The 18,258-nt window shown below is 66.4% G+C and carries 21 protein-coding genes; 15 read left to right on the top strand and 6 right to left on the bottom strand.

Annotated features, from left to right (window positions below; all coding sequences use genetic code 11):
• Genes trbL through JF542_RS19580 form a run of 5 tightly spaced genes read left to right on the top strand, consistent with a single transcriptional unit; the run spans position 1 to position 4,375 of the window.
• On the top strand, positions 1 to 1,350 hold the full coding sequence (trbL, locus tag JF542_RS19600) for a P-type conjugative transfer protein TrbL (protein WP_207077091.1): 1,350 nt from the start codon (positions 1 to 3) through the stop codon (positions 1,348 to 1,350).
• Positions 1,347 to 2,036, top strand: a complete 690-nt coding sequence (trbF, locus tag JF542_RS19595; protein WP_207077090.1) for a conjugal transfer protein TrbF — start codon at positions 1,347 to 1,349, stop codon at positions 2,034 to 2,036. The genes trbL and trbF overlap by 4 nt, the downstream gene beginning before the upstream one ends.
• Positions 2,033 to 3,007 carry a P-type conjugative transfer protein TrbG gene (gene trbG / locus JF542_RS19590; RefSeq protein WP_207077089.1) on the top strand — a complete coding sequence of 325 codons (975 nt, stop codon included), beginning with the start codon at positions 2,033 to 2,035 and terminating at the stop codon, positions 3,005 to 3,007. Before trbF ends, trbG begins: the two co-directional genes overlap by 4 nt.
• Positions 3,004 to 4,140, top strand: coding sequence for a TraB/TrbI/VirB10 family type IV secretion system protein (locus JF542_RS19585; protein ID WP_207077088.1), 1,137 nt, complete (start codon positions 3,004 to 3,006; stop codon positions 4,138 to 4,140). The genes trbG and JF542_RS19585 overlap by 4 nt, the downstream gene beginning before the upstream one ends.
• Before the next feature lies 1 nt (position 4,141).
• Positions 4,142 to 4,375 (top strand): DUF2274 domain-containing protein, encoded by a 234-nt coding sequence (locus tag JF542_RS19580; RefSeq protein WP_207077087.1) that lies wholly within the window; start codon positions 4,142 to 4,144, stop codon positions 4,373 to 4,375.
• A 147-nt stretch (positions 4,376 to 4,522) separates the two neighbouring features.
• Here the strand turns inward: JF542_RS19580 and JF542_RS19575 are convergent, their stop codons facing one another.
• From JF542_RS19575 to JF542_RS19565, 3 genes are read right to left on the bottom strand one after another with little or no spacing between them, the layout of a single operon-like run.
• On the bottom strand, positions 4,523 to 7,621 hold the full coding sequence (locus JF542_RS19575) for an efflux RND transporter permease subunit (protein WP_207077086.1): 3,099 nt from the start codon (positions 7,619 to 7,621) through the stop codon (positions 4,523 to 4,525).
• Positions 7,618 to 8,916, bottom strand: a complete 1,299-nt coding sequence (locus JF542_RS19570) for an efflux RND transporter periplasmic adaptor subunit (protein ID WP_207077085.1) — start codon at positions 8,914 to 8,916, stop codon at positions 7,618 to 7,620. The genes JF542_RS19575 and JF542_RS19570 overlap by 4 nt, the downstream gene beginning before the upstream one ends.
• A gap of 4 nt (positions 8,917 to 8,920) precedes the next feature.
• Positions 8,921 to 9,418 (bottom strand): cytochrome b, encoded by a 498-nt coding sequence (locus JF542_RS19565; RefSeq protein ID WP_207077084.1) that lies wholly within the window; start codon positions 9,416 to 9,418, stop codon positions 8,921 to 8,923.
• Positions 9,419 to 9,556: 138 nt separating this feature from the next.
• Here JF542_RS19565 and JF542_RS19560 point away from each other — a divergent pair, with 138 nt between their 5' ends.
• Positions 9,557 to 10,129: a TetR/AcrR family transcriptional regulator gene (locus tag JF542_RS19560; protein WP_340689168.1), complete on the top strand. Its 573-nt coding sequence runs from the start codon at positions 9,557 to 9,559 to the stop codon at positions 10,127 to 10,129.
• Positions 10,122 to 10,499, top strand: a complete 378-nt coding sequence (locus JF542_RS19555; protein ID WP_207077082.1) for a hypothetical protein — start codon at positions 10,122 to 10,124, stop codon at positions 10,497 to 10,499. Before JF542_RS19560 ends, JF542_RS19555 begins: the two co-directional genes overlap by 8 nt.
• Here the strand turns inward: JF542_RS19555 and JF542_RS19550 are convergent.
• A complete protein-coding gene (locus JF542_RS19550; protein ID WP_207077081.1) occupies positions 10,478 to 10,891 on the bottom strand; it encodes an Rrf2 family transcriptional regulator in 414 nt (137 codons plus the stop codon). The two genes, JF542_RS19555 and JF542_RS19550, sit on opposite strands and share 22 nt — an antisense overlap.
• Positions 10,892 to 11,010: 119 nt before the next feature.
• Between JF542_RS19550 and JF542_RS19545 the strand changes: the two genes are divergently transcribed.
• The 8 genes from JF542_RS19545 to JF542_RS19510 are packed head-to-tail and all read left to right on the top strand — an operon-like array spanning position 11,011 to position 17,056.
• Entirely contained in the window at positions 11,011 to 11,493 is a 483-nt protein-coding gene (locus JF542_RS19545; RefSeq protein WP_242533851.1) for a hemerythrin domain-containing protein, read from the top strand.
• Between the two features lie 22 nt (positions 11,494 to 11,515).
• The gene (locus JF542_RS19540) at positions 11,516 to 12,034 is read left to right on the top strand and encodes a DUF2478 domain-containing protein (RefSeq protein ID WP_340689167.1); all 519 of its coding nucleotides are present in this window, start codon (positions 11,516 to 11,518) and stop codon (positions 12,032 to 12,034) included.
• Positions 12,031 to 12,717 (top strand): 5-formyltetrahydrofolate cyclo-ligase, encoded by a 687-nt coding sequence (locus JF542_RS19535; protein WP_242533850.1) that lies wholly within the window; start codon positions 12,031 to 12,033, stop codon positions 12,715 to 12,717. The genes JF542_RS19540 and JF542_RS19535 overlap by 4 nt, the downstream gene beginning before the upstream one ends.
• Positions 12,714 to 13,241: a ubiquinone anaerobic biosynthesis accessory factor UbiT gene (gene ubiT, locus JF542_RS19530; RefSeq protein ID WP_207077078.1), complete on the top strand. Its 528-nt coding sequence runs from the start codon at positions 12,714 to 12,716 to the stop codon at positions 13,239 to 13,241. The genes JF542_RS19535 and ubiT overlap by 4 nt, the downstream gene beginning before the upstream one ends.
• Positions 13,238 to 14,236, top strand: a complete 999-nt coding sequence (ubiU, locus tag JF542_RS19525; RefSeq protein WP_207077077.1) for a ubiquinone anaerobic biosynthesis protein UbiU — start codon at positions 13,238 to 13,240, stop codon at positions 14,234 to 14,236. Before ubiT ends, ubiU begins: the two co-directional genes overlap by 4 nt.
• A 5-nt stretch (positions 14,237 to 14,241) precedes the next feature.
• Complete coding sequence (gene ubiV / locus JF542_RS19520) at positions 14,242 to 15,153, top strand: ubiquinone anaerobic biosynthesis protein UbiV (protein WP_242533849.1); 912 nt, start codon at positions 14,242 to 14,244, stop codon at positions 15,151 to 15,153.
• Between the two features lie 20 nt (positions 15,154 to 15,173).
• On the top strand, positions 15,174 to 16,379 hold the full coding sequence (locus JF542_RS19515; protein WP_207077075.1) for an NnrS family protein: 1,206 nt from the start codon (positions 15,174 to 15,176) through the stop codon (positions 16,377 to 16,379).
• Between the two features lie 11 nt (positions 16,380 to 16,390).
• Positions 16,391 to 17,056 (top strand): NnrU family protein, encoded by a 666-nt coding sequence (locus JF542_RS19510; RefSeq protein ID WP_207077074.1) that lies wholly within the window; start codon positions 16,391 to 16,393, stop codon positions 17,054 to 17,056.
• 3 nt (positions 17,057 to 17,059) lie between these two features.
• On the opposite strand, the gene JF542_RS19505 is transcribed toward JF542_RS19510, so the two are convergent.
• Together JF542_RS19505 and JF542_RS19500 are read right to left on the bottom strand one after the other, a co-directional pair.
• Positions 17,060 to 17,371 carry a carboxymuconolactone decarboxylase family protein gene (locus tag JF542_RS19505; RefSeq protein ID WP_207077073.1) on the bottom strand — a complete coding sequence of 104 codons (312 nt, stop codon included), beginning with the start codon at positions 17,369 to 17,371 and terminating at the stop codon, positions 17,060 to 17,062.
• A gap of 11 nt (positions 17,372 to 17,382) precedes the next feature.
• Entirely contained in the window at positions 17,383 to 18,081 is a 699-nt protein-coding gene (locus JF542_RS19500; protein ID WP_207077072.1) for a cyclic nucleotide-binding domain-containing protein, read from the bottom strand.
• Positions 18,082 to 18,258: the final 177 nt, after the last annotated feature.

Raw genomic sequence — 18,258 nt, 5'->3', positions numbered from 1 at the left:
ATGGGCGGCACCGGCGTCATCGACACCTTCCTCGGGGTCTTCACCTCCTATATCGATTCTGGCTTCGGGCTTCTGGGTGGCGAGGTCGCCTTCATCGCCAGCACGCTGATCGTGATCGATGTGACGCTGGCGGCGCTCTTCTGGGCCTGGGGCGCCGATGACGACATCATCGCCCGCCTTGTGAAAAAGACCCTCTTCGTGGGCGTCTTCGCCTGGCTCATCTCCAACTGGAACAGCCTCGCCGCCATCGTTTTCGACAGTTTCGCAGGGCTGGGATTGCTCGCCTCCGGCACCGGGTTTTCACCCGCCGATCTCCTGCGCCCGGGCCGCGTGGCGCAGACCGGGCTCGACGCGGGGCGGCCGCTTCTTGAATCCACCGCCGATCTCATGGGCTTCGTCGCCTTCTTCGAGAACTTCATCCAGATCGCCTGCCTGCTTTTCGCCTGGGCGCTGGTGCTGCTGGCCTTCTTCCTGCTCGCCGTGCAGCTCTTCGTGACGCTGATCGAGTTCAAGCTGACGACCCTTGCGGGCTTCGTGCTGACCCCGTTCGGCCTTTTCGGCAAAACCGCCTTCATGGCCGAACGGGTGCTGGGCAATGTCGTTTCCTCCGGCATCAAGGTGCTGGTGCTGGCGGTGATCATCGGCATCGGCTCGACGCTCTTCGGCCAGTTCACCGCCGGGTTCGGGGGCGTGACGCCCACCATCGACGAGGCCATGGCGATCGTTCTTGCCGCGCTCTCGCTCCTTGGTCTCGGCATCTTCGGCCCCGGCATCGCCACGGGCCTCGTCTCCGGTGGCCCGCAACTGGGGGCGGGGGCCGCCGTCGGCACCGGGCTTGCCGTCGGTGGGGCTGCCTTCGCTGCTGGTGGCGGGGCCCTGCTCGGCGCCCGCGGAGCCGGGGCGCTCGCTTCGGGCGGGGCAGCTGCCACGCGCGGCGCTGCGGCGGCCACCGGGGCCGCGTCCACCGCCTACAGTCTCGGATCGATGGGCCAGACCGGGCCCGCAAGCGTCGCTTCCGGTCTCGGCGGTGTAGCAAAGGCCGCGGGGTCCGCAGCTGCATCGCCCCTGCGCCGGGCCGCCGCCTCGGTCAGTAACGCCGTCAAGACAAGCCATGCCGACGGTGCCCGCGCGGGTTTCGCCGCCACCGGTGGCACCTCCTCGCTCGGCAGCGGGACAGGCGCATCGACCGCCATGTCCGCCCAAGCAGGCGGTCCACCGGCCTGGGCGCGCTCGATGCGCCGCAGCCAGGCCATGAGCCATGGTGTATCCGCCGCCACCCACGCGCTGCGCGCCGGGGACAGTCCCGGCTCCGGCGCCTCCGTCCCCCTCTCTGAAAGCGACCGCTCATGAGCCTCTTCAAACGCGCCGCCGCGCATTACGGCAAGACCCCCGAACCCGAGACTCCCTACCAGAAGGCCGCCCAAGTCTGGGACGAACGCATCGGATCTGCCCGGGTGCAGGCGAAGAACTGGCGCCTCATGGCCTTCGGCTGCCTGATCCTCGCCGGTGGCTTCGCCACGGCGCTGGTCTGGCAATCGGCGCGCGGCACCGTGGTGCCTTACGTCGTCGAGATCGACCGGCATGGCGAGGCGCGCGCCGTCGAGGCGGCCCGCGCCGGGTATCGCCCGAGCGATCCGCAGATCGCCTGGCATCTCGCCCGGTTCATCGAGGAGGTCCGGGGCCTGCCCGCCGATCCCATCGTCGTCCGGCAGAACTGGCTCCGCGCCTATGAGTTCACCACCGACCGCGGCGCGCTGGCGCTGAACGACCATGCCCGGGCCAACGATCCCTTCACGCGGGTCGGCGAAGACCAGGTCTCGGTCGAGGTCTCGAGTGTCATCCGCGCCTCGCCCGACAGCTTCCGTGTGGCCTGGTCCGAGCGGCACTACGAGAACGGTCAGCTCGCCCGCACCGAGCGCTGGACCGCGATCCTGACCATCGTGATCGACCCGCCGCGCACGGCCGAGCGCCTGCGCGCCAACCCCCTCGGAATCTATGTGAACGCGATCAACTGGTCGCGGGAGATGAGCCAATGACCCGACCGATCCTGCCCGCCGTCCTTTTGGCGACCACGCTTCTGGCCGCCTGCGCCAGCGACCGCCCGCCCGACTTTGCCTATGACGACGCGGTCCCGCCCTTGCCGTCACCCCCCGTGACCGCGCCCGACGACCGGCCGCGCCCGCTCCATGTCCCGCCCGCCTGGACCCCGAGCCGGGGCGGCGAGGCCGCCGCCACTCCCGTCGCGCAGGTCGGCAATGCCAATCAGGCCGCCCGCGTCGAGCCGCGGCAGGCGGGGTATTTCAACGCGATCCAGATCTACCCCTGGTCCGAGGGCGCGCTCTATCAGGTCTATGCCGCCCCGGGCCAGATCACGACCATCGCCCTCGAACCCGGCGAACGCCTGGCGGGCACCGGCCCGATCGCGGCGGGCGACACCGCGCGCTGGATCATTGGCGACACCGAAAGCGGCGCGGGCCGGGACACCCGCGTCCTCGTCCTCGTGAAACCCACACGGCCGGATATCCGCACGAACCTCGTGATCTCGACCGACCGGCGGACCTACCTGATCGAACTCAACGCCAGCGAAGAGACCTGGATGCCTGCCATTTCCTGGGCCTATCCGCGTGCGCCCGACGCCCCACGCGTCGCGCCGACCACGCCGCGCATCCCGCCCGCGCAGGCACGCAACCACCGCTACGGCCTGCAGGGCGACAGCCCGCCCTGGCGGCCGGTCTCGGTCTTCGACGACGGGCGCCGGGTCTATGTCGTCTTCCCGCGCGGCATCGCCCAGGGCGAGATGCCGCCGCTCTTCGTGCTCGGCACCGATGGTGAATTGGAGATCGTGAATTCTCGCATCCTGGGCAACGTGCTGATTGTCGACAGGCTTTTCGGTGCGGCAGAGCTGCGCCTTGGGCGCGGGCCCCGCCAGGAAGTGGTGCGGATCCTGCGGATAGAGCCCCAGACCGAAGCCTCCGCCGTTCGGCAGGATGCGGAGCAAGGGACATGAGCGAAGCTGCGAGCGACACCGCTGCCGCCATGCGCCTGCGCGCCGATCCGCCGCGCGTCACGCGGATTTCCCGCAAGGTGATCATCGGACTTGGCGTCGTCGCGGGCCTCGGCATCGGTGCCGCGCTGATCTACGGGCTGCAACGCCCGGACCGGACCAACGCGCCGGAAGAGCTGATCACCACGGACCGCCGCCAACCCGCCGATGGCCTCCGCGATCTGCCGGGCAGCTATGATGCGATCCCGCGCCTCGGACCGCCCCTGCCGGGCGACCTCGGTGGCGGCATCCTCGACGCGCAGCAACGCGGCCAGCCCGTCGCCGCGCCGAGCCTCGCGCCGCCGACCATGGACCCGGCGGAACAGCAACGGCTCGCCGAATTGGAAGCGGCCCGCGTGAGCGATCTCTTCTTCCAGACACAGCCCGGGGCACCCGCGTCCACCGGGTTCCAGATGCCGCCTGCGGCTCCGGTAAGCGGTTTGGCCTCGACCCCGGAAACCAATCCACGCCAGGCCTTTCTGACGGCACCAACTGACCGCCGGACGGTCGCCCCCGACCGCGTGCAACCTCCGGCCTCGCCCTGGCTGTTGCAGGCGGGTTCCGTCATCTCGGCCGCGCTGATCACAGGGATCCGCTCCGACTTGCCGGGCCAGATCACCGCGCAGGTCACCCAGAACGTCTACGATAGCCCCACCGGCAGCCTGCTCCTGATCCCGCAAGGCACCCGCCTCATCGGCGCCTATGACGACAGCGTCACCGTCGGCCAGCGCCGCGTGCTCCTGGTCTGGACCCGGCTGATTTTCCCCGATGGACGGTCCCTCGTCCTAGAACGCCAGCCCGGGGCGGATACCGCGGGCTATGCCGGTCTCGAGGACCGTGTCGACAATCACTGGGCCAGCATCCTGCGCGCGGCTGGGCTGTCGACTTTGCTCGCCGTCGGCGCGGAACTCTCCCTCGACGAGGAAGACAGCCTTGCCCGCGCTCTCCGCGACGGGGCCCTCGACACGATCAACGAGGCTGGCCAGCGCATTGTTCAGCGCCAGCTGGAGGTCCCGCCGACCCTCACCATCCGCCCGGGCTTTCCCGTCCGTGTGATCGTCACGCGCGATCTCGTCTTCGCGCCAGCCGGAGGCTGACATGACCAAGCTGAAACTCGGACCGATCCCGGATAACAAGCCTGTGAAGCTGACCGTGGAAGTGCCTGCAGAGCTGCATCGCGACCTGATCGCCTATGGTGAAATCCTCGGCCGTGAGGCGGGTCAGGGCGCAATCGAACCGAAAAAACTGGTGGTTCCCATGCTGGAGCGGTTCATCGCAACGGATCGCGGCTTTGCGAAAGCACGTCGAAGCGAGGTGTCCCATGGTGCATAGTATGCGAAGTACGAATCGCCTTGATCACCTGATCCAGTATTGGAAATCGCGTGGGTGTGCGTTGACTGGTTTTGTCTGCGTATGCTCTGGGGCGCGGAGGATTGAATAGCAGACGCGCAAAGCCGTCTTTTGAGAAAGCGTGAAGGGTCATTGACCAATTGGGCCCACGGCGTTGGTCTGTTTGCGTGGCCGGATATCCTCGAGCGCTGAGTAGAATGCAGGTAGCACGACCAGTATAAGCACGGTTGCGGCGAGAAGGCCGAACACCACGGAAATCACCAGGGGCTTGAGCGTCTGGGCCTGGGTGGAGGCTTCCAGCAGCAGCGGTGCCATGCCCATGATCGTGGTCGAGACCGACACGAAGATCGGGCGGAAGCGGGCGCGCACGGCCTCTCCTGCGGCCAGCGCAGCTGACAGTCCCTCGGCGCGGCGGGTGTTGATGACGCCGACCAGCAGGATCGCGTTGTTCACCACAATGCCCGCGAGCGACGCCGCGCCCACCAGAGACGGCATGGAGATGTTGTAGCCCATCAGGACATGACCCCAGATCACCCCGAGGAATGCCAGCGGGATGGTGATCATCACAATCAGCGGCTCGATATAGCTGCGGAACTGGAAACTGAGCACAAGGTAGATGCCCACCAGCCCGATCAGGAACCCGCGCAGGATGGAGGAGACGGTTTCCGCAGAATTGGCCGCTTGCCCGCCTATCTCGAAGGTCAGGCCGGGGGTGGCGGCCGCCAGATCAGGCAGGAAGTCCTCGGAAAGCTGTGCGGTGATCGCGTCGGCATTGCCGATCCGGCCGTCCACATCGGCCGAGACGGTCAGCGTGCGCAGACCGCTACGGCGCGTGATGGTGCCCCAGCCGCGGGCCTCCGTGATCGCGGCGATGCTGGACAGAGGCACGGTGCCGCCCGCGGGCAGTGCGATCTCAAAGGCGGTCAGGTCGGCGCGGGTGGCGCGGTCCTCATCGGCCAGCCGCACCTCGATATCCCAGGCCAGATCGCCGCGCCGGATTTCGGCAAGCTGCGTGCCGAGGAAGGCCGCGCGAAGCTGGCCAGCCACATCCGTCGCGGTTAGCCCCAGGGCCTCGGCGCCGGGCGACAGGATCAACCGCAGTTCCGGTGCGCCGGGGCGCAGGTCGAGGATCGCGTTGCGCACACCGGCATAGGTTTCAAGCTCCGCCAAAGTGGCGCGGCCCGCCCCTTCCAGCGTTGCGAGGTCGGGATGGCTCAGGCGTAGCTCGACCGCGATGCCCTGCGGGCCGATCCCCGGCTCGGTCAGAATCAGCGAGGTGACGCCGGGCAGCGTCCCGATCTCCTCCCGCCAGAGCGTGACGATGTCGTCCAGCGTGCTGCTGCGCGTTTCGGCCCCCAGCAGGTCTACCGCGACGGTGGCAACATGGGCACCGCTCTCGCCAGCCGATAGATTACGGCCCAGCCGGGTGATGCGGCGGATCACCAGAGGTTGTGCCTCGGGCTGGTCTGGGGTGAGGCGGGCGTTGACCCGGTCCAGTGCCGCCTCGACCTGCGCGACCGCCTCGGTCGTGCGCGACAGCGGGGTGCCCGCGGGCAGCATCAGCCGCGCCTCGAGCACGTCGCCGTCGATTTCGGGCATCGCCTCACGTTTGACGACACCGCTGCCCAAGGCACCAACGGTCAAGATCAGCGCCCCGATCGCCAGCCCCGCGACCAGCCAGCGCGCCTTGATCGCGGTATCGGCCATTCGGCCCACGCCTTCGCGCAAGGAGCCGAACCCTGCATCAAAACGGATCCGAAAGCGCGACGGCTTGGTTTCCTTCATCCCGCCTTTGAGGTGGTGCGGGAGTATCAGGAAAGCTTCGATCAATGACGCAAACAATGCGGCCAACAGGACAATCGGCAGAACTTCGAGGACGGCGCCCAGTTCGCCTGCAAGGAAGGCCAGGGGCAGGAACACGGCAAGCGTCGTGAGAAAGGATGAGATCACGCCTGGCGCCACGGCCGCGACCCCGGCAGCCACGGTCTCGACCGTAGCGCCTTTGGCGGCGTGTACCGCGATGGAATCCGCGATCACGATGGAATCATCCATCACGATCCCGATCGCCATCAGAAGCGCGACCAGCGTCATCATGTTCAGGCTGAGCCCGGTCAGCCCCATCCAGACAAACGCCCCGGCAAAGGCCACGGGCAGGCCCATCGCAGCCCAGATTGCGAAACCGGGGCGGAAGAACAGACTCATCACGACGACGACCAGCACAAGCCCGATGACGCCGTTCTGTACCAGCATCACCAGCCGGTCGCGGATGATGGAGGTCACATCCTGCACCACTTCCACAGTGATCGCGCCCGGTAGGCGGGCGGTTTCCTCGGCCACCAACGCAGCGACTCCGTCGAGCACCCGCAGCGCGTCGGCATCGAGTGCCTTCGCCACATCGATCACGATGGCCGGGGTGCCATCGACAAAGGCGCGGTCCTGCTGCGGCTCAAAGCGTTCTTCGAGCATCGCCACGTCGCCCAAGGTCAGCGTCGCGCCGTTCGGCAGTACCAGCACGGGGATTGTGGCCAGCGCCGTCACCGTTTCGCGTTCGGCGGTGAAACGCAGGGTCAGGTCCGCGCCCGACCCCTCCAGCGTGCCGGCGGGCAGGTCGATATTCTGCGCGGCGATGGCGGCGGCCAGCGTCGACGGTGTAAGCCCGTGGCTGTCGAGAACGGCGCGCTCCGCGATGATGGTCAGTGTCCGGGTGCCGAGGCCTCCGCGGGTGACGCCCGCGACACCTTGCAGGGCGGTAAGGCGGTCCGACAGCGCGTCGGCGTAAAGATCCAACTCGCCCAGCGGTAGATCGCCCGATATGGCGACCGAAGTGACCGGATCGGAGCGGTGCAATTCACGGACGACAGCCGGATCGGCGCGGTCCGGGAAGGTGTCGATGGCCGAAACCTCGGTCCGCAGCGAATTGACAAAGCGCAGCGCGTCATTGCCGGGCGCCATGGTCGCAACGGCGCGCGCGCGGCCGGTCTGAGCGGAGCAGGTGAAGGTTTCCAGCCCCTCGACACCCTGCACGCCATCCCAGAGCGGCGCGCAGATAGCGGTTTCGACATCTGCGGCGGCAGCACCCCTATAGGGCACGGTGATCTCGGCCTCGACCGCGCGGAAGTCGGGAAATGTCTCGCGCAAGAGACCGGGTGCTGCAAAGACGCCCGCTGCAAGGAACAACAGAAGCAGCAGGTTGCCCGCGGTCGGGTGGCCGGTGAACCAGCGGATCATTGCTGGACCTCGACCGGCGTTAGCGCCATGCCGGGGATGGCCGGAGCGATGTCGTCGATCACCACGCGGTCGCCAGGCGACAGGCCTTCGGCGATCACGACAAAGGCACCTTGCGCGAAGGCGGCGGTGACGGGGCGCAATTCCAGCAGGTCATCGGGACCAAGGATACTTACCATGCCGCCATGCAAGGCGGCATCGGGGATCGCGATGGCGCCTGTGAGGGGAGCACCCGAAAAAGAAAGCTGCACCTGCATGTTGGGCACCAGCGGCAGGCGGCGAGGCGGGTCCGCGCCCTCATAGGGGTCGTCAACTCTGACGACGACCGGCACGGTGCGCGCACGTGCATCCAGCGCGCCCTCGATCCGGCTGATGTGGGCAGTCCAGATTTGCGTCCGGTCCGACAGCGGGCTGAGCGTCACATCAATGCGCGTGACGGGCATGTCGTTCATCATGTCCGCTAGGGAGATGCCTTCTGCTGCATCTCCCACGAGCCGTCGATAACTGTCGATCGGCAAATGCGCCACGACCTCGGCTGCCGCGATCCCGTCGGCACGAATCACCACATGGCCAGGGGCGACGGTCTGAAACTGCTCTGCAGTCACCTCAGTCACCCGGAGGTCGAACGGCGTCGTCAGGGTCGTGCGGTTGAGCGACCGGCGCGCACGGTCGATGGCGGCCTCGCTGCGCGCGACCTGTGCCGCTATCCGCGCCTCGCGGGACGGGATCAGGGCGAGCGTGTTTTCCAGCTCCGCCACCGTGCGGCGGGCCAGAAGCGTGGCGCGCTCGGCCTCGTCTGCGCGCGATTGTGGGACGGTGCCCTGTTCGGCCAAGGTCCGCGTGCGCGTCAGATCGGCCTCGGCCAGTTCCAAGCGGGCACGTTCCAGATCAAGGATTCGGGCCGTATTGGCCGCCTCGGCGGCCAGTTGAGCACTCTCGGCGGCAAGTGCCGCAAGATCGGCCTGCGATTGCGCAAGCGCCAGTTCGTAATCGGCCGGGTCTATCTGCAACACCTCGGTTCCGGCCGGGATCAGGCGTCCGGCTTGCAGATCAGGATGGCGCCAGATCACCTCGCCCTGCACCTCGGCCACGGCGACCCAGGTGTCGGCCGCCCTTAGATTACCCCAGGCGGTTGCGGTCGGGCGGATATCCTCCGCTGCGACCGTCATCACCCGGACGGGCAGGCCGGGCGCGCGCCCTTCGATCTGCGCCGGACCGGGCGCATTCGCGACCATCCAGACCGCAATCGCAGCACCAAGAGCAATGGGCGGAATGGCAAGAAGTGGGGCCAGACGCATGGGCTCAGTCCTGCGCACGGCGCATCCGCGCCAGCGTTCCGTCACGCAACACGAACTGATGGTAGAGCGCGCCGACCACATGCAGGGCGACCAAAGCCAGCAGGACAATCTTCAACACATTGTGCCCCTGCGCTGCGGCTTCGACCCCGCCGAACCACGCGACGGACCCGCTGAGCGGCATCAGGATCATCAGCGCGTAAAGGCCCATATGGGTAAGCTTGGCGAGAATGCCTTGGACTTTGCTGGCCTCGATCGCTGGGGGCACCCCGCGCCGCGCGCGCAGGGTCAACCGCCACAGCGCGAAGATCATCACCAGCGCGCCGCCCGCAACGTGGGCAAGGACCAGCGGGTCGAATCCTGCCTCCAGCCCATCCGTGATGCGGTCCCAGGCAGCCGACATCGCGTCCTTGAAGAGATATTGCTGCGCGATCAACGCGAAGACGAGCCAATGCAGCGCGATCTGCAGGCGGGAATAGCCGGTGGGGGTGTTTTCGGCGGGCATGGCGAGGATCCTTTCGGTCTGGGCGCGCGACTCGGGATAGAGCTTGCGGTTGGCAACAGTATATGTTAGTGAGTTATAACTAATAAGAGGTGACGCATGTCAGGCCGTCAAAGCGCTGAAGAGAGAAAGGCGCAAATCGTGGCCGAGGTTCTGCGACTGGCCGATGAGATCGGACCCGACCGGCTGAGCACCACGGAGGTCGCGCGGGCCATCGGTCTCAGTCAGCCTGCGATCTTCAGGCATTTCCCCACCAAGGGCGCGCTTTGGCTGGCGGTGGCCGAGGATATCGCTGACCGGTTGCAGAATTACTGGGCTGTGGCCGAGACGGGGGCCACCGGGCCGCACGCGCGCCTGAAAGCGCTGATCGGTGCGCAACTGACCGCCATTGCTGAAACGCCTGCCCTGCCGTCGATCCTGTTCTCGCGCGAGTTGCAGGTGGACAATCCAGCCCTGCGCGACGTGTTCCGGGGGCTTCTGGGCGCCTTTCAGGGCCGCCTTGTTGCCGTGGTCCATGATCTTCAGGCTGCGGGCGAGATGAAACGCCATGTCAGCCCGGAGGATGTCGCCATCCTGTTGACGTCGCTGGTGCAGGGCGTCGCGATCCGTTGGACGCTTGGCGCGCGGGGCTTTGCGCTCGTGCCGGAGGGGTTGCGGCTGTTTGACGTGCAGATGGACCTTCTAAGCGCGAAGGAGGGCGCTTGCGATGCCTAGAACCAGTCTGACGCTCCGCATAGCGGGCGGTGTTGCGATTGCCTTTGGCGTGCTGACCATTTTCTCTGGTGGCCGAACATTGCTCGGATCAGCCGACATGGGGGCAGTCGTACCCTTCGTGCTGTGGTTCAACACGCTGGCCGGCCTTGCCTATTTCGTCGCGGGCCTTGGCCTTTGGCAGCGGCGGCAATGGGCATGGCCCCTATCCTTCGCAATCTTCGCCGCAACGCTCTTGGTCTTTGCTGCCTTCGGTCTGCACGTCGCCTGGGGCGGAGCCTTCGAGATGCGTACCGTTTTCGCCATGGCCCTGCGCGGCGCGGTCTGGGGCTGGATCGCGTGGGCGGCGCGTCAGGCATTTTCAGGTCGGTAGACGCAATCGGCCAGAGTGCTGCGGTTGAGATCGGCGACAAACGCCGCCTCGGCATGGGCCAGTCGCGCTTTCAACCGGCAGTGCGGGGTCAGGGTGCAGGCATTGTTGCCGGCAGAAAAGCATTCCACCAGCGCCTGATCGGCTTCGAGCACCGCCACCACATCGCCCAGGCGGACGTCCTCGGGTTTACGGGCCAACGTTGCGCCGCCCCCGCCGCCGCGCCGGGTCTCCAGAAGACCTGCCGCGGCAAGTGCCGAGATCACCTTGGCCAGATGGTTGCGGGAGACACGGAATTCATCGGCGAGTTCCGACGTGGTGAAGGCCCGGTCGGGTGCGCCCGCCATCCGCATGAGAACGCGCAGGCCGTAATCGGTGAAGGAGGTGAGGCGCAAGGTCGCGCTCCTGATTTGGTAGTTGAAATGCGCATTCACAAGATGGTATGCGCATTGAAAATACCAATTCGCTATGGCCCACGCAAGGACCCGGCGATGCGCCAGTGAAAGGGCTCGCGATGAAAGACCTCCACGAAACGGATGTGCCGCAGGACACCGGCGCGCTGATCGATCATATCCTGACACGCTATCATGAGATGCACCGGGAGGATCTCGCCTCGCTCATGCCGCTGGCCGACCGAGTCGAACGGGTGCACGCGGACGATCCCGACGCGCCCACGGGGCTCGCCGCCGCCATCCGGACGCTCGCCGGCGAGATGGAGGATCACATGATGAAGGAGGAGATGATTTTGTTTCCGGCCATGCGCGCGGGCGGTGGGCCGGGCATCGAACACCCCATCGCGGTGATGCGCGCCGACCACGATGATCACGCCGAAAACATCGCGCTGATCCGGCGGCTCACCTGCGATCTGACGCCGCCCGAGCACGCCTGCGGCTCCTGGCGCTCGCTCTATGGCGGCCTGAAGGCGCTGTTCGACGATCTCGCGGCCCATATCGCGCTGGAGAATGACGTGCTGTTCCCGCGCTTCGAGCACGCTTGAGACGAAGATGCGGCTCGCGGGAGTGACAGTCGAGGGACGAGGCGCGACGGATCGTCTTCTGCACGCGGTGGCTGACCGGCTGACGCGGGACGGCGTCGTGCTGGTGGGTGCGTTGCGCTCGGCCTCGCCCGATGCCGGATCGGGGTCGTGCGACTGCGATCTCTGGCTTCTGCCCAACGGGCCTCGCTGGCGCATCACGCAGGATCTTGGCCCAGGAGCCACCGCCTGCCGTATGGACGCGGGCGCCTTCGAGCAGGCCGTTGGGGTGGCGATGTCGCGGCTGCAGGCTGGCCGGGCGGACCTTGTGATCCTGAACAAGTTCGGCCTGAGCGAGGCGGAGGGGCGCGGCTTCCGCGCGCTGATCGCCGAGGCGCTGGCTCGCGGTGTTCCTGTCCTGACGGGCCTCTCCGAAACCCACAGGGCCGCGTTCGACCGCTACGCCGATGGGATGGCGACGAGTCTCGCACCGACCGAGGCTGCCGTCATGGACTGGTGCAACGCCGCCGTCGCAACCGTGGCCGAGGAGGGCGCGACGTCATGAGCGGACAGGGGACCTACGCCTCGCCCCCCTGCATGGCGGCGGAGGTGGACCCGACCTATTTCGATCCGCTTGGCACGGATGCGCAGCAGGCGCGCGATGTCGCGCGCTGGCGCCGGGCCGAGCGGACAAGACTGGCCGACCTTAGGGAGGGGTTGGGCCAGACAGGACGGGCGCAGGCGAGCAACTCCATCTGCGGTCATCTCGAAACAGTCCTTGCCGCGCGCGGGACTCTCCGGGCGACTGTGCTTGCCGCCTACTGGCCGATCCGAGGAGAACCGGATCTGCGCCCGTTCCTGTCCGATCTTCACGCGGCGGGGGTCCGTATCGCGCTGCCGGTGGTGGAGACCCCCGCAGCGCCGCTCGTGTTTCGACGATGGACGCCGGGCATGCGTATGCTGCGCGGCCATTGGAACATCCCCGTTCCGCCGCCCGAGGCGGAGGTCCTGGTGCCCGATATCGCGCTTGCGCCCTGCCTCGGCTGGGACGAGGGTGGTTACCGGCTTGGCTGGGGCGGCGGCTATTACGACCGGACACTGGCCGCGCTCTCGCCGCGGCCCGTCACCATCGGCATCGCACTGGCGGCAGCCCGACTGACCACAATCTACCCGCAGCCCCATGACATTCCCCTCGACAGGATCGTGACCGAGACGGGCGTATCGGGGGAGCGAAAGGACCCATCATGACCCCGACGAGCGAACCAACTGCCCGGTTGCGGCCCGGCGAAGGCGCGATCGCGCGGCTTGCCTGCCTTGTGCTGCAACCGGTCCTGACGCGCGTTGTCCGTCGGGTCGCGGCGCGGCACCCGTCGCTCTTCGCGCGGCTCGGTCCGCACCAGGCGACCGATTTCCTGGTCGACCCCGTGGAACTGCCCTTTGCGCTGCATCTGCGTCCCGACCCGCAGGCGCTGATCTTCCGCGCCGTTCCGCGCGATGCGGCGCCACAGGCCGGTGCCACGATCCGCGGACGGTTCCTGCTGCTTCTGGAACTGATCGACGCCGAGCAGGACGGCGACGCGGCCTTCTTCTCGCGCGATCTGGAGGTGAGCGGGGACACCGAGGCCGTCGTGCGTCTTCGGAACGCGCTCGACGACATGGACGGCTCGCTGGCCGAAGAGACGTCGGCGATGTTCGGGCCAGCTGGACAGGCGGTTCTCGCACGTTTGCGGCGGGCCTATCCGGATGCCACCAAACCGCAGGAATACGCATGAGCCTTGCCGAACTGATCTGCCCCGCGGGCACCCCCGCCGCACTGCGCACCGCCGTCGACGCCGGCGCCGATGCGGTCTACTGCGGCTTCCAGGATGCGACCAATGCGCGGAACTTTCCGGGGCTGAACTTCACACCCGATGAATTGGTCGAGGCGGTTGTCTATGCCCATGCGCGCGGCACCAAGGTGCTGCTGGCGCTGAACACCTATCCGCCCGCCGGCAAGGTGGATCTCTGGCGGCAAGCGGCTGACACCGGCGCGCGGCTGGGCGTGGATGCGTTCATCGTCGCCGATATGGGCGTGGCCGACTACATCGCCCGGACATATCCGGGCATTCGGCTGCACCTGTCGGTGCAGGCCGCGGCCTCATCGCCCGAGGCGATCCGCTACTATTGCGAGAATTTCGGCGTAAACCGCGTGGTCCTGCCGCGCATCCTGACAATCCCCGAGATCCGCCAGATCCGCCGCGAAATTCCCTGTGAGATCGAGACCTTTATCTTCGGCAATCACGGGCTGATGGTCGAGGGGCGCTGCAGCCTGACCAACTACTTGACGGGTCAATCCACGAACATGGACGGCGTGTGCTCGCCTGCCTCAGATGTGGAATATGTGCGCGACGCCGACGGGTCGATGTCCTCGCAGCTGGCGGGTTTCACCATCGACCGTTTCGGACCGGAAGAGAAGGCCGGCTATCCCACGATCTGCAAGGGCCGCTACACCGCGCCCCATCGCCCCGAGGGCTACTACGCCTTCGAGGAACCCGTCAGCCTGAATCTGTCGAGGCTCCTGCCTGAATTGATCGAGGCGGGCGTACATGCCTTCAAGATCGAAGGGCGTCAGCGGTCGAAGAGCTATGTCCGCGGCGTTGTGCGTGCTTTCCGCGCAGCAGTGGACGACATCAAGGCCGGACGCGACGCAAACATCGCCGATCTGATCGCCCTGACCGAGGGGCAGAAACAGACCCAGGGCGCCTTCGAGACAAAGAAATGGCGGTGAAGACCATGACGAAACTGACGCTCGGCCCCATCGCCTATCACTGGCCCGCAGACGCCAGGCGTGACTTCTATGCGCGCATCGCCGACGAGGCGCCCGTGGATGAGGTTTATCTGGGCGAGGTGATTTGCTCCAAGCGCGCGCCCTTCCACGAGGCAGACCTGCCCGCCACGATCGAGCGGCTGGAGCGCGCAGGCAAGCGCGTGATCCTGTCGACGCTGGCCGAGGTCATGCTGAAGCGCGAACGCAAGGTGACCGAGGATCTGGCCGCGATGGACGCGCCCGAGATCGAGATCAACAATGCCGCTGGCCTCTTTGCGCGCGGCAAACGCCCGCACCGGATCGGCCCCTTCATGAACGCCTATAACGAGGCGACCATCGCCTGGATGGCCGGGAAGGGCGCGACCCATGTCTGCCTACCGGCCGAGATGCCGGCCCCGGCCATCGCCGCCGCGGCGCGGAACGCGGGCGCGCTGGGGCTCGGCGTCGAGGTGCAGGTCTACGGCCGCGCCTCTCTGGCGGTGTCGGCGCGATGCTATCACGCCCGCGCGCACGGCCGCACCAAGGACAACTGCCAGTTCGTCTGTGAAGAAGACCCCGACGGCATGGCGCTGCGCACCCGCGACCACCGACCGATCCTGCGGGTGAACGGCATCCAGACCCTGTCGGAAAGCTATATCGACCTGCTCCCCGAAGCTGCCTGTCTGGTTGCCGATGGCGTGACGCACCTGCGGCTGATGCCACAGGCGGTGGACATGGTCGCGGTGACGCAGGTGTTCCGCGATGTGCTCCATGGGCGCATGCCGATTGGCGAAGCCGATTCTCGCCTTGCGATGTTGAGCGGGGATGCGGGCCTGAGCAACGGTTTCTATCATGGCACGGCAGGCTACCGCCGCATTGCCGCCGCCGCGCCGGCCTGAGCGCGCAAGGGACGCCACAAATGACCTCGACCGCCGAACAGATGCGCGCCTGGACCGGACCCGCGATCCTGACCTACGGGTTCCGCCCGTTCTTCTTCGGTGCGGCCGTCTGGGCTGCGCTGGCGATGGTGCTTTGGGTGCCGATGCTGTCAGGGCACATGATGGTGCCCACAGCCTTCGACCCCGTGTCATGGCATGCGCACGAGTTCCTCTACGGTTATCTCGGCGCCGTCGTCGCAGGCTTTCTTCTGACTGCGGTGCCGAACTGGACGGGGCGCCTGCCGATCGTCGGCTGGCTGCTGGGCGGGCTGGCGGCGCTGTGGTTTGCGGGGCGCGTGGCGGTGATCTTTTCGGCAGAGTTGCCGGCGCTGCTGGTGGCGGTGGTCGACTTGGCTTTCCCGGTCATGCTGGCCACAGTCATCGGGCGCGAGATCGTGGCGGGTCGGAACTGGCGCAATCTGATCGTGCTGGGGATGCTGGTCGTCTTCGCCGTTGGCAACGCGCTGTTCCATTGGGAGGCCGCGCGAGGCGAGTACGCTGCGCAAGGTTACGGCCTGCGGCTGGGCCTCGGCGCGGGCATCATGATGATCGCGGTCATTGGCGGCCGCATAGTGCCGTCCTTCACCCGCAACTGGCTCGTGAAACGGCGCAGCGCCGTCCTGCCCGTGGCGTCGATGCAGTCCTTCGACAAGGGGGCGCTCTTGGCTCTTCTGGTGGCGCTTGTGCTGTGGGTTGCGCTGCCTCTGGGGACGCTGACCGGGTTCGCGCTTGCGCTGGCAGGCGTGTTGCACGCCCTGCGATCGGCCCGTTGGGCCGGGCACCGTACCTTTGCCGAGCCGCTGGTGACTGTGTTGCACGTAGGCTACGCCTTCGTGCCGTTGGGGGCGCTCGCATTGGCCGCAGAAATCTTGGCTCCCGGGTCCTTCGGAATGGCGGGCGCGCAGCATTTCTGGATGGCCGGGGCAATCGGCCTGATGACACTGGCGGTGATGACACGCGCCACGCTTGGTCATACCGGGCAGGACCTGCGGGCGGGAGCAGGGACGGTCGTGATCTATCTGGCCCTGATCCTGTCCGTATTCGCGCGGGTCGCGGGCGGCGTATGGCCCGAATTTTCCAGCCCGTTGCACACGGTGTCCGGGCTGTCGTGGATCGTCGCCTTCGGCAGCTTTGCGGTCATTTACGGCGTGCTTTTGCTACGTCTCCCTGCCGCCAAGCGGATCTGAGGCGCGCATCCATGGGATGGTTCGAGTTCGCCCTCGCCTATGTCGTGTTCTTCCTGTCGCATTCCCTGCCCGTGCGCCCGCCGTTGCGGCCTCGGCTTCAGGCCCGACTAGGCGCTTCCGGCTTCACACTGGCCTATTCCGCCCTGTCGCTGGCGGTGCTTTCCTGGTTGATCGGGGCGGCGGGTCGCGCACCGCATGTTACCCTTTGGGACTGGGCTCCATGGCAGGTCCATGTCCCACTGACGGTCATGGGGCCGGTCTGCGTGATCCTTGCGCTCTCCATCGGCCGACCCAACCCTTTCTCGTTCGGGGGTGCACGCAACGACCAGTTCGACCCGGCACAGCCCGGCATCGTTCGCTTGTCGCGTCATCCGCTGCTGTTGGCGTTGGCGCTTTGGGCGGCGGCCCATGTCGTGCCCAACGGAGATCTGGCCCATGTGATCCTGTTCGGCACCTTCGCCGCCTTCGCGCTGCTGGGAGGCCGACTGATCGACCGGCGCAAACGTCGCGAAATGGGGCCAGAGTGGCAACGGATGCGTGATCGCGTGGTGGACGCACCGTTCCTCTCGGCGTCCCCGTCGGTGGGCACTCTCCTGAGGCTTGCGGAAGGCATTACGCTTTACGGGGCGCTGCTCTGGGCGCATCCATTTCTTTTTGGGGTCAGCCCGCTTCCCTGAACGTCAATCCTTGATGTCTTCGATCCAGGTCTTCGCGGCGACGGCACGAGGCAGGCCAAGCGGGCCGATGGCCAGCATCGCAACCTGCATGATCGCCTCAGCCTCAATCCCCTCCGATCTGGCGCGCCGAGTGTGGGAATGGACCGCGCCTTCGGATCCCGCGCCAATCGCGAGGGCGAGCTTGACGAGGCGCTTCTCGCGGTCCGTCAGGGGGCCGCAATCGGCCGTTGCCTTGCCCAAGGCGGCATAGGCCTTCCAGACATCGGGGTGTTCCTCGGCGAGATCTCCGGCGGCGCCGGGCATGGATTTGATCATCTGTCAGTCCCTCAGGTTGAAAAGTCATCAATCAGTGGATTTGGTTTCGCAAAGCGCTCAAGGTCCGCCTGGTTTTCGATGGTGATGCGGATGCCGGTCACGGTAACGCCATAAGGCTGCAGGCCCTTGAAGGCGCGGCTGAGATTTTCAGGAGTCATCCCCAGCACGGAGGCCAGGCGCCGCTTTTCGAAATTCAACTCGAACGCGGCCCCGCCGCCGGCGTGCCGTTGCTGCCTGAGTAGGTAGTTCGCGAGCCGCTCGAGCGACGTTCTGAGTTTCAGATCCTTTTGCGCCTTGATGACCGAGCGATAGCACTGCGCCAGTTCCGTGACGATCGCACGAGCAAAGTTGCTGTCGGCGTCGAAGATCGCTCGCACGTCCTGACTGGGGATCAGCGCGATCCGGCTTTTCTCCAGCGTGCGGGCCGACATCAGGTAGGGCGCATCCTTGATAGTCGCGGCAAGAATGAAGGTCGATATCGGGCGGACAGTCGCCATACTGGTCTCGCGACCGTTCCATGACGAAAACAGATCGACCGAGCCCGAAATGACGATATGAAGAAAATCGCTCGGTTCTCCTTCAGTGATCAGTTCGATCTGCGCAGGGAAATTCTGCACATAGGCGCCACGCATCAGTGACGTGAAATTATCATCCGCCATCTGCGCAAAGAGATCGAGCTTTCGAATATCCCGGTATTCGGAATCGGGCATGTCGGTCCCCCTTCGACTTTGCGCGCTTAACAAATGTCACCAGATCGATTGATATATGTCAACCCGCCGGTTGACCTTCGTGACCGCAGCCTTGATATGCGCCCGCGCACCGGATGACATATTTCTGTAAGTCATTTATTTCGTTATCCTTTTCCCGGTTTTGTGATCTAGATCAAG

The sequence above is a fragment of the Salipiger bermudensis genome (assembly GCF_017309175.1).
GTDB classification, from domain to species: domain Bacteria; phylum Pseudomonadota; class Alphaproteobacteria; order Rhodobacterales; family Rhodobacteraceae; genus Salipiger; species Salipiger bermudensis.
The sequence above is the reverse complement of the archived record's forward strand: the minus strand, read 5'-3'. Positions and strand labels throughout refer to the sequence as shown.